The organism is Sphingosinithalassobacter tenebrarum (assembly GCF_011057975.1).
GTDB lineage: Bacteria > Pseudomonadota > Alphaproteobacteria > Sphingomonadales > Sphingomonadaceae > Sphingomonas > Sphingomonas tenebrarum.
This window is the reverse complement of record NZ_CP049109.1, coordinates 2,556,721-2,570,045: the sequence shown is the minus strand read 5'-3', so window position 1 is coordinate 2,570,045 and position 13,325 is coordinate 2,556,721. Positions and strand designations below refer to the sequence as shown.

Below are 13,325 nucleotides of genomic sequence, written 5' to 3'. Positions count from 1 at the left end.
ATGTATTTCTGCGCCAAGGCTGTCGCGAACATATGTCAGCAACGCCGAAAACTGTCGCAAAATGTAGCAGCGTTCCGGTTACGGCCTCGAACCGCCGGTGGGACGGCGCTTTCCCAGTGGCTTTTATTCGCGAAATATGCCGCGAAGCAGCAAATTCAAATATTCGGTATTGCAAGAGAGGGTGTCCGATTCTGCTGCACTGCAGGAAATCGGCTATGGTATTTCCGCAACATCGCAGTTTTTCAGGAAATTCAAATCTTCGCCACGCTTGACGTTCCTTCGTGTAAATAGTGTATTCGAGTTTGAGGTGCGGAACCTGAAGCGTTCCGGCCAAGTGGAGGAGAGGATAATGCGATATCGCCTTTTGTCGGCATGTGCGGTGCCGGCCGTGATTGTTTCGCTCGCCGTTCCGGCGCATGCTCAGGCGCAGCAGGCCGCATCGACCCAAGACATGGAGAGCGACGCTTCGGTTTTCGGTCAGGAGATTGTCGTTACGGCCCAGGGGCGCGCGCAGGTGCTGGCGGACGTGCCGGTCGCCATCTCCGCGGTATCGGCCGAGCAGCTGTCCGACAGCGGCACCAATGATATTCGCGAACTCAATCAGCTCGCGCCGTCGCTGCTCGTGTCCTCGACCGGCAACGAAGCCAATGGCTCGGCGCGTATTCGCGGTATCGGCACGGTAGGAGACAATCCGGGACTCGAAAGCTCGGTCGCGGTGTTCATCGACGGTGTCTATCGCTCGCGCAGCGGCAATGCGCTGGGCGAACTCGGCCCGATCGAGCGTGTCGAGGTGCTGCGCGGGCCGCAGGGCACGCTGGGCGGCCGCAACAGTTCGGCAGGGCTGCTGAGCATCTTCACGGCTCCCCCGGAATTCGATTTCACCGGCTATGGCGCGTTTACCTACGGAAATTTCGAAGCCATTCGCGGCGAGGCGGGGATCAATGCGCCGCTGGGCGAAACGCTCGCTGCCCGTATCGACGGCGTCTATTTCAAGCGTGACGGCTTCTATCACGATGTCGTGAACGACACCGACATCAACGATCGCGATCGCTATCTGGTGCGCGGGCAGCTGCTGTTCGAACCGAATGTCGACCTGTCGGTGCGGATCATCGGCGATTATTCGGAAAAGAACGAAAGCTGTTGTGCGGCAACGTTCGTCCAGACCGATTCCGCCCCGCTCGCACGGATCAGTCCGGGACTGGACCCTTATGCCATGCCGGTAACCGGGTCGCCTTCGCTTACCAGCACCGCCAACCCGATCATCCCGATCCTGCTTGCGCTCGGGCAGAATCCCGATGGACTCACCGGCAGCACCTACGATCGCGACATCTATGTCACGTCGGGTCGCTCCTTTGCCGGCAAGACCAAGGATTACGGCATTTCGGCGCAGATCGACTGGACGATGGGCGATATCAACCTGACGTCGATCACGGCCTATCGCGAATACTCGAACTATCAGGGGTCGGATGCCGACTATACCCAGGTCGATATTCTCTATCGCGCACCGAACGAAGACGGCATGGCGCGCGCGTTCAAGACCTTCAGTCAGGAAGTGCGGCTTCAGGGCGCCGCCTTTGACGGGCATCTCGACTGGCTGGTCGGGGGCTATTACGCCAATGAAAAGCTCGAGACGCGCGACAACCTGCGCTTCGGCGATGATTACGGTGCCTTCGCGCCCTGCCGCATCGTAAATGCCATCAATCCGGCGCTGGCCTCGCCCTCAAGCTCGGGCTGTATCAGCGCCGGTGGGCGGGCGCTGGTGGCGCCGTCCTTCGGTCCCGCTGCGCCGCTGATCTGGGCTGGCCTGGACAATCTCGCGACCCTCAACGACCTGGGCTCGACCCGCGACGTCTACAATCAGGAAAGCAACAATTTCGCGATTTTCACGCACAATATCATTCATGTAACCGATCGCTTCGATATCACGCTGGGGCTGCGTTACACGAACGAGACGAAGGATTTCGACGCGACCTTCGGCAATGACAATACGGTATGCCCCACCAATCGCGCGCTGCTTTCCTCGCTGCTCGCGACGCCGCTTGCCCCGCTCGCCGGCGGCATCATCTCGCTGTCGTGCCAGGGCAATTCGACGTCCGAAATCGATGGGCTTTCGCTTGCGGACAGCCGCAGCGAGGACGAGTTCACCGGAACGGCAGTGGTCTCCTACCGCCCGACCGACGATCTGATGGTCTATGGCAGCTATTCGCGCGGCTACAAAGCGGGCGGGTTCAATCTTGACCGCTCTGCCCTGCAGGCGAGCCCGTTGGTGGGCAATCCTGCGGTGACGGGCTCCACCGCAAATCTCCAGTTCGATGCCGAAACCGTCAATGCCTTCGAAATCGGCGCCAAATACGCGACACGCGATTTCATGCTGACGGTCGCCGGCTTCCGACAGGAGTTCAGCAACTTCCAGCTCAACACCTTCAACGGCTCGGTTTTCCTGGTGCAGAACATCAACGGCTGCAGCAGCAGTCTGGGCATGGCCGATCAGGATGCCGATCCGGCCACCGGCATCTGCGCGGCCGACAATGTGACCGCCGGGGTGATCGCGCAGGGTGTGGAACTGGAAGGCACGTTGCGACCGGGCGACGATCTGACTTTCACGATGGGTATCACCTATGCCGATACCCATTATGAGGACGATCTGGTCGGCACCGATAACGGCGCGCCGCTTGATCCGGCGCTGCGCCTTTTGCCGGGCGACAATCTCTCCAATGCCCCGGAAATCGTCGCGACGGCCTCGATGTCGTGGATGCCCGAACTGGGCAGCAGCGGGCTGCGCGGCCTGTTCTATCTGAATGCCCGCGCAGTGGACGATTACAACACGGGTTCGGACCTGCTCTACGGCAAGGAACAGGACAGTTATGTGCTCGTGAACGGTCGTATCGGAATTCGCGGGCCCGATGACCGCTGGGCGATCGAGTTCTGGGGCCAGAATCTGTTCGACGTCGACTATACGCAGGTCGCGTTCAACACGCCGTTCGTTGCCTCGCAGCAGACCTATTCGGCCTATCTCGCCGAACCGCGCACCTATGGGATCACGCTGCGCGCGGGCTTCTGAGCTTCCGCCCGGGACCGGCATGGTGCCGGTCCCGGGATCAGCTGTGCAACACGCGGTTGTCGAACAGTCCGAATGCCAGCGTCGAGGCATAGAAGGCCACTGCCCGGTCGCGCGGCATCGTGCTTGCCCATTTGCGCATATCGAATGCCCCGTTCTGCAAGGCGACCAGCGCCTGGCTGGCGACCAGTGGATCGACAGCGCGGACCGATCCCTCCGCGATCCCGTCCGAAATCATGCCGGCGAAGCGCCGCGCGATCCGGTTCGACCGATCGACCATTGCCGATCGCATCTCTGGCGGCAGGCCCGAGAGGGCAGTGCTGCGCAGCAGCGGCCCATGTTCGGAAAACTGCACGTCGAGCAACGTCGCGACGATACTGGTCAGCTGGTCCCAATGGGTGCCGGGCTGCGCGACGCCCAGCCGTTGCGCCTCGGCGATCAGATCGAAGCTGCGCTCGTGGCAGGCCACCGCCAGATCGTCCTTCGCATCGAGATGGTGGTAGAAACTGCCTTTGGTGACGTTGAGTTCGGACGCGATGCGCTGCACCGACGCGCCGCGATAGCCGAGTTCGTTGATCAGGCGGGTTGCCGCAAGCAGAAAGGCCTCGCGTCCCGGCTCGTTGCCCGGCGGCTCCAGGTCGAGCAATCGCGGGTGCCATTCGCTGCCCGGCGCGGCGATGCCGTGGAGGAAAATCTCCATCTGCCGTGCTTCGACGCGCGGATATTCGTCGAGTTCGTAGCGATCGAGCCAGGCCGGCAGCCAGAAGGTGTTTTCCAGCAGCACATGCGCACGGCCGCCCCAAAGGTTGAGTTCCTCCCGCGAGCCCGAGCCGGTGTCCCATAGCGCGCGAGTGCGCCGGAACACGCTGCGCCAGCCGTCCAGCAGGCGGCGCTTGATCGGCTCTTCCATCGCGCGCAGGTCCGAAAGTGTTGCCGCCGAACTGGCTTCGCCACGGCGGATCCGCGCGAGACGGTCCATGTTGATCGCCAGATAGCGCGCCACCCGGTCCTGCGGTGTCGCTTCGCGTTCGGCCTCGGCCAGCATCGTATGGAGCAGGTCGAGCGTCTGTTCGAAACAGGCTGCGGCAAGGTCTTCCTTGCGCTTGAAATAGTAGGTGACGCTGGTCGTATTGAGTCCGACCCGCCGTGCCACATCGGCGAATGTCATGCCGCGCGCGCTCTGCTGGTTGATCGCCTCGGCGGCGGCGGCAAGGATTGCGTCCCGCTTTTCGCGGAAACGCCGCGTGCCCTGGAGTTCGTCGTCGCGGATTTCCGGTTTCGCCATCATGCCAGCTTACCCGATACGCTGCGCGGCAAAAGCGTTTTTTGATATTCCGGCATGTCGTATTGGCGTGAAAATTTGCTCATGGGCAGCGATTCAGTCCCTTTACCGAATATGCGGTACGTTCTAAGTACGGCCAAGCCGCGGTTCCGACGGCATTGGAGTTGATGTCATGGATTTCACGCTCGGCCAGCGCGAAACGCATTTTCAGGATCGCGTTCGCGACTTCATAGCGCGCGAAATTCGTCCGCGCACGCCGCAATACCGTGCGCAGGTGGCACAGGGCGATCGCTGGCAGCATGTTCCGGTGATCGAAGAGGTCAAGTCGCTGGCGAAAGCCGAACGGCTCTGGAACCTCTTCATGCCGCCGCATTCGGGCCAGCCGCCGGTCGACGACAGCTTCCGGTTCGAAGGCGAGCAGCTCACCAACCTCGAATATGCGCTCTGCGCCGAGGAGATGGGGCGCATCGAATGGGCGCCCGAATGCTTCAACTGTTCGGCTCCCGATACCGGCAATATGGAAGTGCTCCATCGCTACGGCACGCTGGCGCAGAAGGAGCAGTGGCTTCGTCCCCTGATGCATGGCGAAATCCGCTCGGCTTTTCTGATGACCGAGCCCGCCGTTGCCAGCTCCGATGCCACCAATGTCGAAACCCGGATCGAACGCGATGGCGACGAATATGTCATCAACGGCCGCAAATGGTGGTCGTCGGGCACCGGGGATCCGCGCTGCAAGGTCGCGATCGTGATGGGCAAGACCGATCCCGAAGCCTCGCGCCATGCCCAGCAGAGCATGATCCTCGTCCCGCTCGATACGCCCGGCGTGACGATCGAGCGGATGTTGCCGGTGTTCGGCTATGATCATGCGCCGCATGGTCATGGCGAAGTGTCGCTCACCGATGTTCGCGTACCGGCCGACAACATCCTGCTCGGCGAAGGACGCGGGTTCGAGATTGCGCAGGGACGGCTGGGGCCGGGGCGTATCCATCACTGCATGCGCACCATCGGCGCGGCGGAGGAAGCGATCGACGCGATGGGCCGCCGTCTCGTCAGCCGGATCGCCTTTCGCAAGCGGCTTTCCGACCAGTCGATCTGGGAACAGCGAATCGCGCGGGCGCGTATCGACATCGAAATGACGCGTCTTCTCTGCCTCAAGGCCGCGGACATGATGGACAAGGCGGGCAACAAGGCCGCGCATCTCGAAATCTCGATGATCAAGGTGCAGGCGCCGGGCATGGCGCTGTCGATCATCGACGATGCGATTCAGGCGCATGGCGGCGCCGGCGTATCGGACGATTTCGATCTCGCCGCCGCCTGGGCGAACATCCGCACGCTGCGCCTCGCCGACGGGCCGGACGAAGTGCATAACCGTACCATCGCCCGGCACGAATTCGCGCGGCATGCCGAGCATATGGCGGAACGGCCGTAAGCGCCGCCGGAGTCGATTGCCATGAGCGACCTCGATTGCGTCAGGCTGGCCGAATGGATGGCGGCCAATGTCGCGGGTTTCAAAGGGCCGGTGACGGCTCGTAAATTCCCCGGCGGACAGAGCAATCCGACCTATCGGCTCGATGCCGCCAGCGGCGCCTATGTGCTGCGGCGCAAGCCGTTCGGGCCGTTGCTGCCTTCCGCCCATGCCGTCGACCGCGAATATCGGCTGATCGCGGCGCTGCACCCCACCGGCTTTCCCGTCGCGCGGCCCTATGGGCTGTGCGAGGACGAGGGCGTCATCGGCTCGGCCTTCTACGTCATGGAGATGGTCGCGGGGCGGACGATCTGGGACGGGGCCTTGCCCGGCATGGTGCCCGATCAGCGGCGGCACCATTATTTCGCGATGGTCGATGCGCTCGCCGCGCTGCACGCCATCGATCACGAGGCAGTAGGGCTTGGCGACTATGGCAAGCCCGGCAATTATTTCGAGCGGCAGGTCGGCCGCTGGTCGAAACAATATCGCGCCAGCCAGACCGACGACATCCCCGAGATGGAAAAGCTGATTGCGTTCCTGCCGCGCACTGTGCCCGAACAGACGCGAACGACGATCGTGCATGGCGACTACCGCATCGACAACATCATCTATGCGCCGCGCGAGCCCAAAGTGCTGGCGGTGCTCGACTGGGAGCTTTCGACGCTCGGCGATCCGCTTGCCGATTTTTCCTATCTGCTGATGAACTGGGTGACGCCCGCCGACGGCAGGGCAGGAGTGGAGGGGTTGACCGGCCCCGACACAGGCATCCCGACGCTGGAAGAAGTCGTCGAACGCTATTGCGCGGCGACCGGGCGCGACGGCGTGCCCGCGCTCGACTGGTATTTCTCCTACAATTTCTTCCGCCTCGCCGGGATCGTTCAGGGCATCAAGAAACGGATGATCGACGGCAATGCATCGAGCAGCGAAGCGGCGGCGACGGTCGCGCGGCTGCCCTCTCTGGTGGCGGCGAGCTGGAAATTCGCGGCGCGCGCCGGCGCTGCCTGACGGGAGAGGGTGATGGGCAGATTCGACGGCAAATCGGTGATCGTCACCGGCGCGGCATCGGGTATCGGCCGGGCGAGCGCGCAGCTCTTCGCGGCCGAGGGTGCCAGCGTGATCGCCGCCGACCGGGCCGAGGGTGTGCATCACACGGTCGCCGCCATCGCCGATGCCGGCGGCACGGCCGAGGCGATGGTGATCGACGCCGGATCGGAAAGCGATGTCGCGGCGCTGGTCGCGCGGGCCTGCGAAGCGCATGGCGGGCTCGACGTCTTCTATGCCAATGCCGGGATCATCGGCGGGCTGGAGGGCATTTTCGACACCAGCGCCGAAACCTGGGCCGAAGTGCTGCGCGTCAATCTGATCGGCCCGGCAATGGCGATCAAACATGCCGGACCGAGGATCGTCGAGCGCGGCGGCGGCGCGATCCTTTGCACCGCGAGCGTCGCGGGGCTGCGATCGGGCGCGGGCGGGCCAGCCTATTCGGCGTCGAAGGCGGGCGTGATCAACCTCATCCAGTCGGCGGCGCAGCAGTTTGCCGGATCGAATGTGCGCGTGAACGCGATCTGCCCGGGCCTGATCGAGACGGGGATGACCGCGATCGCCTATGAACGCGCCCGGGCGAAGGGCAAGGAGAGCATGATCGGCCAGCTCAACCCGATGCGGCGCGGCGGGGAGCCCGAGGAAATCGCGCGGGTGGCGCTGTTCCTGGCTTCTTCGGATGCGAGCTACGTCAACGGGCAGGCAATCGCCGTCGATGGCGGGCTTTCGTCGAGCCACCCGGTGACCCGGCAGGAATTCGGGCGGACGAGTTTTTAGGGTTGTTGCCCATCCTCCCCCGCCAGGGGGAGGGGGACCGCCAAAGGCGGTGAGGGGAGGTCGGCGGTTTCCTTTCGATCGTTCCGTGCCCGCCCCCTCCGTCAGCCGCCGCTTCGCGCCGTCTGCCACCCTCCCCCTGGCGGGGGAGGACTTCCACATGCGCTACCCCGTCGCCCCCGCGAAGGCGGGGCCATGTCTCCATCGGTTCGCGGTTCGCCTGACACAGCGGCGACGTGCATGAAGTCCACCATCTTGAGACACTGCACAGCAATGGGCCCCCGCCTTCGCAGGGGCGACGGGCAGGGGGAGGCTGCGCGGGGTGTGTACTGGTGTGCGCCTTCGCGACCTTGTGATCTTCGAATGAGAAAGAGCGGTTCCGCCGCCTCCCTTCGGCAGCGGATTCGAACGAACCCGATTCGACGGCCCGGTTTCACCCGATTTCGCGCGGCTGGGCAGTTTCGCAAAAGCCACGCAAATCCGTGCCAAGTTCGCACCGGGTCGCGACGTAACGCGCGCGCGAGCGCGCCTGCGTGCGCCCGCGAGCGCGATTATAGAACATGTGGAACGTACCAGGAACATTTTGTGTAGGACAGCGAAATCGGAAGCACACCCGCACCACTGAAGGAACGGGCGACCGATCGGCATTGACTTGCCCTCCATCTGTGCAACTTTTCCCCGGCGGCGGTGCCGCGGGGAGAAGATGATGAAACGCATTTTGATGGGTGCGGCGGCGCTGGCCGCGCTGGTTCCGGCACTGCCTGCGGCGGCGCAGGAAATCGTCGTAACCGCGTCGCGGCGGATCGACATGACCATGATTCCGGTCGTCCGAATGAAACGGACCGCGGATTTCGCGATCCTCGAAGTCGTCGTCACCGGCGACACGCGCGATGCGACCCGGCGGCAGGAGGAAATCTACGGTATGGTGCGCAAGGCGATCGATCTCGCGCCGCGCTACGGCGTCGAACTCGCCACGGGGGAGTTGATCGTCGAACCGCTGACGCCGGAAAATTACCGCGATCTGGGGCTGGAGGAAGGCGATCGGGAGGATACCGACGAAGCCCGCTTCTATGTGAAGGCGCGGCTCGAGCCGGGCATGGCGTCGGCCGACGCGCTGGGGCGGATCACGCGTTTCGTCGAAGCGGTGCCCCCGGTCGGACGGGCGCAGATGGAGGCGGACGGCGACCTTGCGCTGTCGGTGGTCGATCCCGATCAGTATCGCGGGCAGATCGTCGCGCTGATCGCCGAGGACGCCGGTGCGACGGCAGCGGCGTTCGGTCCCGGCTATGGGGTTCGGGTGTCACAGCTCGAACAGCCGGTGCGCTGGGTGCGTGCGAGCCTGACCGAAGTCTATCTCTATCTGCCGGTCGACGTTGCGGTGGTGCCGCGCAGCGAGTGAGCCGGGTCAACGGCATTCCTGCGAAGTGATCTCGCGTCCGGTGGCACGGAATATGCCGTCGTCGTCCTCGGCGATCTCGATCGGTGCCACGGTGAAATAGGTGCCGCCGTCGAGCGCCCGGTCCAGGACGCAGATGCGCAGCGTGTCGCCGGTCGCGCCGAGCAGGCGGATGCGGAACACCCAGCGGCCGTTTTCGGGCTGCAGCGCGACCGCGTCGCCCTCGCGCGTCACTTGCGTGAAGCCGTAATCGGCGAAGCTGGATTTTTCCGGTTCGCGGCGCGGGGTGATCGAATTGGGGAAGCTGGTGACGTCGAGCCGCTGCGCGACTTCTGCCGGGTCGAACAGCGGCGTTTCTTCGAGCAGCGCGTCCTGGGGCAGCGCAAGCATCAATAGGGCGGCGATCATCGGGGGTACTCTAACCGGGCAGATGGATCGCAAACGCCTGGAGAGGGAAGTGGTTCAATTCCTCCCCCGAGGGGGAGGGGGACCATGCGCAGCGTGGTGGAGGGGTAGCTTGTCACGAACGCTGCGTTCGCGGCCAATACCCCTCCGTCAGCCTTTCAGGCTGCCACCTCCCCCTCCGGGGGCGGAATTCAGTCCTTCTTCTTCTCGCGCAGGCGGATCAGCCCTTCCTGCGTTACGCTGGCGACGAGGCGGCCGTCGCGGGTGAATATCTGGCCGCGGTTGAAGCCGCGGCCGTGGCCGCTCCACGGGCTTTCGCACGAATAGAGCAGCCAGTCGTCCATGCGGAACGGCTCGTGCAGCCAGAGCGCATGGTCGAGGCTGGCGGTCTGGAGATTGCTCGTCCCCCAGCCGACCGGATGCGGGCGCATCGACGTGCCGAGCAGGACCATGTCCGAGGCATAGGCAAGCGCGGCGCGGTGCAGCTCGGGATCGTCGGGCAGCGGTGCGATGGCGCGGATCCAGCAATGCTGGAAGGGCGGCAGCTCCTCCGCCTTGAACCGGTCGAACGGCGCTGCCTGGCGCTGCTCGATCGGGCGCAGGCGGAGGAGCTGGCCGCGAAACTGTTCGGGGATGCGGTCGGCGATGGCGTGGAGGCGGGTGTGCTCGTTTTCGAGTTCCTCGGGCGGGGGCACGTCGGGCATCTGCGCCTGCTGGTGGCGCAGTCCTTCCTCCGGGCACTGGAAGGACGCGGCCATGTTGAGGATCGGTTTGCCTTTCTGGATCGCGATCACGCGGCGCGTCGCGAAAGTGCCGCCGTCGAAATCACGTTCGACGCGGAAGATGATCGGGTAATTCTCGTCGCCCGGGCGCATGAAATAGCCGTGGAGCGAATGGGCGACCTTGTCCTTCACCGAACGCTGCGCCGCCTGCAGCGCCTGCGCGATCACCTGACCGCCGAAGACGCGGCCGACGCCGCCCGGCTGACGGCTGCCGCGATAGAGGTCACGGTCGAGTTCCTCGACATCGAGCAATGTGATGAGTTGTTCGATGACGGTTTCGGGGGCGGGGTCTTGGTCGCTCATGGGGTCTCCAGTGACCGAACGTGGAAGGGGAGGGAAGTTTCCTTCATGTTTTCAGTTCCTCCCCTGGAAGGGGAGGGGGACCGCCAGCGAAGCTGGTGGTGGAGGGGTAAGGTGCCACAGGCGTTGTGCTTGCGGCGAATACCCCTCCACCGCCTATGGCGGTCCCCCTCCCCCTCCGGGGGAGGAATTTCGTGACCGCTCGCCATGTTGGCGGAAAAACACGGCCCTTCGACAGGCTCAGGGCCAATGGTGTGGGTGGGGCAGATACGGTTTCCCTAAAACCCTGCCATCTTCGCCACCGCATCGGCGTGGAAATTGGTGTCGCCGAACATCTCCGCCAGCACGCGCGCGCGCTTCATATAGAAGCCGATGTCATGTTCGTCGGTCATCCCGATGCCGCCGTGCATCTGGATCGCCTCCTGCACCGACAATGTGGTGGCGAGGCCGGTCATCGCCTTGGCGACGGCGGCGAGCATCGCCGGGTTCTCGGCGCGGCCGGTGTCGATGTCCTGCTGTGCCTTGAGTACGGCGGCGCGGGCGACTTCGAGTTCGGAATAGAGGTGCGCGGCGCGGTGCTGGAGCGCCTGGAAGCTGCCGATGGCGACGCCGAACTGCTTGCGGTCCTTCAGATACCCCATCGTCATGTCCATCGCGCCGCCGCCGACGCCGAGCATTTCTGCCGAGGCGCCGATGCGCGCGGCATCGAGCATGCGCGCATAGGCGTCGCCGCCGATCGCGGCGTCGCCGTCGAGCCGGACATCCTCGAAGGTCACGCGCGAGGCGAGGCTGGCATCGGTGAGGCGTTCGGGAGTGGCAGTGACGCCTGCGGTGTCGGCGGGAACGGCGAAGAGCGTGGCTTCGCCTTCGAGCTGCGCGGCGACGAGCATCAGGTCCGCGACATGGCCGTGCGTCACGAATTGCTTGGCGCCGCTCAGCACGAAGCCATTGCCCGAGCGCTTCGCCTCCATCGCGACCTTGCCGTCATGTTTGGCCTTTTCGTCGAGCGCGAGCGCGGCGACGGTTTCGCCCGCGAGGATGCCGGGGAACCAGCGTTCGGCCTGCGCGGAGCCCTTGAGCGCTTCCACCGCCGCGACGGCAGTGGTGAGGAAGGGCGAGGGGGCAAGGTTCCGGCCGATTTCCTCGAGCACTACGCCCGCTTCGACCTGGCCGAGGCCGAGCCCGCCGTGGCTTTCGGGGATCAGGATGCCGGTGAAGCCCATTTCGGCGAACGACTTCCAATGCTCGCGCGAAAAGCCGTCGGGGTTTGCGTCGTCGCGCAGCTTGCGCATGTGCGCGACGGGCATTTGTTCGGAAACATAGTCGCGCGCGGTGTCGCGCAGCATCGTCTGTTCGTCATCGAGGAAGAGCGGCATTTTTTCTCTCCGTCGCCCCTGCGGCGGGGCCTGTTGCTGTGTAGTTCTTCGGATCGGCTGACACATGCGGGCTGCGTATGTGTCGAATGGTCCGCGATACGATGAAGACATGGGCCCCTGCCTGCGCAGGGGCGACGGTTGGTTCAGGCTCCGGGCAGTTGCAGGATGCGCTTGGCGATGATGTTGAGCTGGATCTCGCTCGTCCCGCCTTCGATCGAATTGGCCTTGGTGCGCAGCCATGCGCGCGCGGCCGCGCCGCCGTTCGACGCGTCGCTTTCCCATTCGAGCAGGTCAGAGCCGCCCGCCGCCATCATCAGCTCGTTGCGGGTCTTGTTCAGCTCGGTGCCGTAATATTTCATCATGCTCGGCTGGGCGGGGTGGGCGCGGCCGGCCTTGAGCTCGTCCATGAACCGTTCGGACATTGCACCGAACGCGCGCGTGCGCACTTCGAACAGCGCCATCTGCGCACGCAGCAGCGGATCGGCGAGCTTGCCGTCTTCGGTGAGACCCACCTTGTCGCGGGCGATGGCGTGGAGGCTCTTGTTGCCGCCTTCATTGCCCATGCCCGAAATCATCTCGCGCTCGTGCCCGAGCAGATATTTGGCGACGTCCCAGCCCTTGTTCAGTTCGCCGAGCAGATTGCCCTTGGGCACCTTCACATCGTCAAAGAAGGTCTCGCAGAAGGGCGAGTAGCCCGAGATGAGCAGGATCGGCCTGGTCGAAACGCCGGGCGTTTCCATGTCGAACAGCAGGAAGCTGATGCCGCCCTGTTTCGTGCTCTTGTCGGTGCGGACCAGGCAGAAGATCCAGTCGGCCTTGTCGGCATAGCTGGTCCACACTTTCTGCCCGTTGACGAGGAAATGGTCGCCCTTGTCCTCGGCCGAAGTGGCGAGGCCGGCGAGGTCCGATCCGGCATTGGGTTCGGAATAGCCCTGGCACCAGCGGATTTCGCCGCGCGCGATCCTGGGCAGATGTTCGCGCTTCTGTTCCTCGGTCCCGTATTTGAGCAGCGCCGGGCCGAGCATCGAGATGCCGAAGCTGTTGAGCGGATTGCGGCAGCCGAGCTTGCGCATTTCCTCGCGCAATATTTTGGTCTGCGCCGGAGAGAGGCCGCCGCCGCCATAGGCCTGGGGCCAGTCGGGCACGGTCCAGCCGCGACCGGCCATCGCGTCCATCCATTCCTTCTGGCCCGGCTGGAACACCGGGTTGCGGCCGCCCCAGTTGATGTCCTTGTCGCTGCGCACCGGCTGCCGCATTTCGGGCGGGCAGTTCGCCTCCAGCCAGGCGCGCGTTTCGGCGCGAAATGTTTCGAGGTCTTCGGTCATTTTCTCTCTCCAGTTCCTCCCCCGGAGGGGAGGGGGACCGAGCCCGGACGTCGTCCGAGGTTGGCGGAGGGGTATTGGCCAATGGTGTTTCGTTTGCGGCTGCTACCCCTCCGACGCGCTG

General features: G+C 64.4%; 10 protein-coding genes. 5 read left to right on the top strand and 5 right to left on the bottom strand.

Features of this window, described 5'->3' with window-relative positions; genetic code table 11:
* Window positions 1-349: 349 nt before the first annotated feature.
* Window positions 350-3,061: a TonB-dependent receptor gene (locus G5C33_RS12710; protein WP_165327556.1), complete on the top strand. Its 2,712-nt coding sequence runs from the start codon at window positions 350-352 to the stop codon at window positions 3,059-3,061.
* A 37-nt stretch (window positions 3,062-3,098) separates the two neighbouring features.
* Here the strand turns inward: G5C33_RS12710 and G5C33_RS12705 are convergent, their stop codons facing one another.
* Window positions 3,099-4,346 (bottom strand): TetR/AcrR family transcriptional regulator, encoded by a 1,248-nt coding sequence (locus tag G5C33_RS12705; protein WP_165327555.1) that lies wholly within the window; start codon window positions 4,344-4,346, stop codon window positions 3,099-3,101.
* Between the two features lie 166 nt (window positions 4,347-4,512).
* Here G5C33_RS12705 and G5C33_RS12700 point away from each other — a divergent pair, with 166 nt between their 5' ends.
* From G5C33_RS12700 to G5C33_RS12685, 4 genes are all read left to right on the top strand, one after another.
* A complete protein-coding gene (locus G5C33_RS12700) occupies window positions 4,513-5,769 on the top strand; it encodes an acyl-CoA dehydrogenase family protein (RefSeq protein WP_165327554.1) in 1,257 nt (418 codons plus the stop codon).
* A gap of 21 nt (window positions 5,770-5,790) precedes the next feature.
* On the top strand, window positions 5,791-6,810 hold the full coding sequence (locus G5C33_RS12695; protein ID WP_165327553.1) for a phosphotransferase family protein: 1,020 nt from the start codon (window positions 5,791-5,793) through the stop codon (window positions 6,808-6,810).
* 12 nt (window positions 6,811-6,822) lie between these two features.
* Window positions 6,823-7,623, top strand: coding sequence for an SDR family NAD(P)-dependent oxidoreductase (locus G5C33_RS12690; protein WP_165327552.1), 801 nt, complete (start codon window positions 6,823-6,825; stop codon window positions 7,621-7,623).
* A 700-nt stretch (window positions 7,624-8,323) separates the two neighbouring features.
* On the top strand, window positions 8,324-9,019 hold the full coding sequence (locus tag G5C33_RS12685; protein WP_206518558.1) for a TonB-dependent receptor: 696 nt from the start codon (window positions 8,324-8,326) through the stop codon (window positions 9,017-9,019).
* Between the two features lie 6 nt (window positions 9,020-9,025).
* Here the strand turns inward: G5C33_RS12685 and G5C33_RS12680 are convergent, their stop codons facing one another.
* The 4 genes from G5C33_RS12680 to G5C33_RS12665 form a co-directional block, all read right to left on the bottom strand.
* Window positions 9,026-9,406, bottom strand: coding sequence for a hypothetical protein (locus tag G5C33_RS12680; protein ID WP_206518557.1), 381 nt, complete (start codon window positions 9,404-9,406; stop codon window positions 9,026-9,028).
* A gap of 206 nt (window positions 9,407-9,612) precedes the next feature.
* Window positions 9,613-10,506, bottom strand: coding sequence for an acyl-CoA thioesterase (locus G5C33_RS12675; protein ID WP_165327549.1), 894 nt, complete (start codon window positions 10,504-10,506; stop codon window positions 9,613-9,615).
* A gap of 275 nt (window positions 10,507-10,781) precedes the next feature.
* Entirely contained in the window at window positions 10,782-11,879 is a 1,098-nt protein-coding gene (locus tag G5C33_RS12670; RefSeq protein ID WP_165327548.1) for an acyl-CoA dehydrogenase family protein, read from the bottom strand.
* 143 nt (window positions 11,880-12,022) lie between these two features.
* The gene (locus tag G5C33_RS12665; protein WP_165327547.1) at window positions 12,023-13,204 is read right to left on the bottom strand and encodes an acyl-CoA dehydrogenase family protein; all 1,182 of its coding nucleotides are present in this window, start codon (window positions 13,202-13,204) and stop codon (window positions 12,023-12,025) included.
* Between the last annotated feature and the right edge of the window lie 121 nt (window positions 13,205-13,325).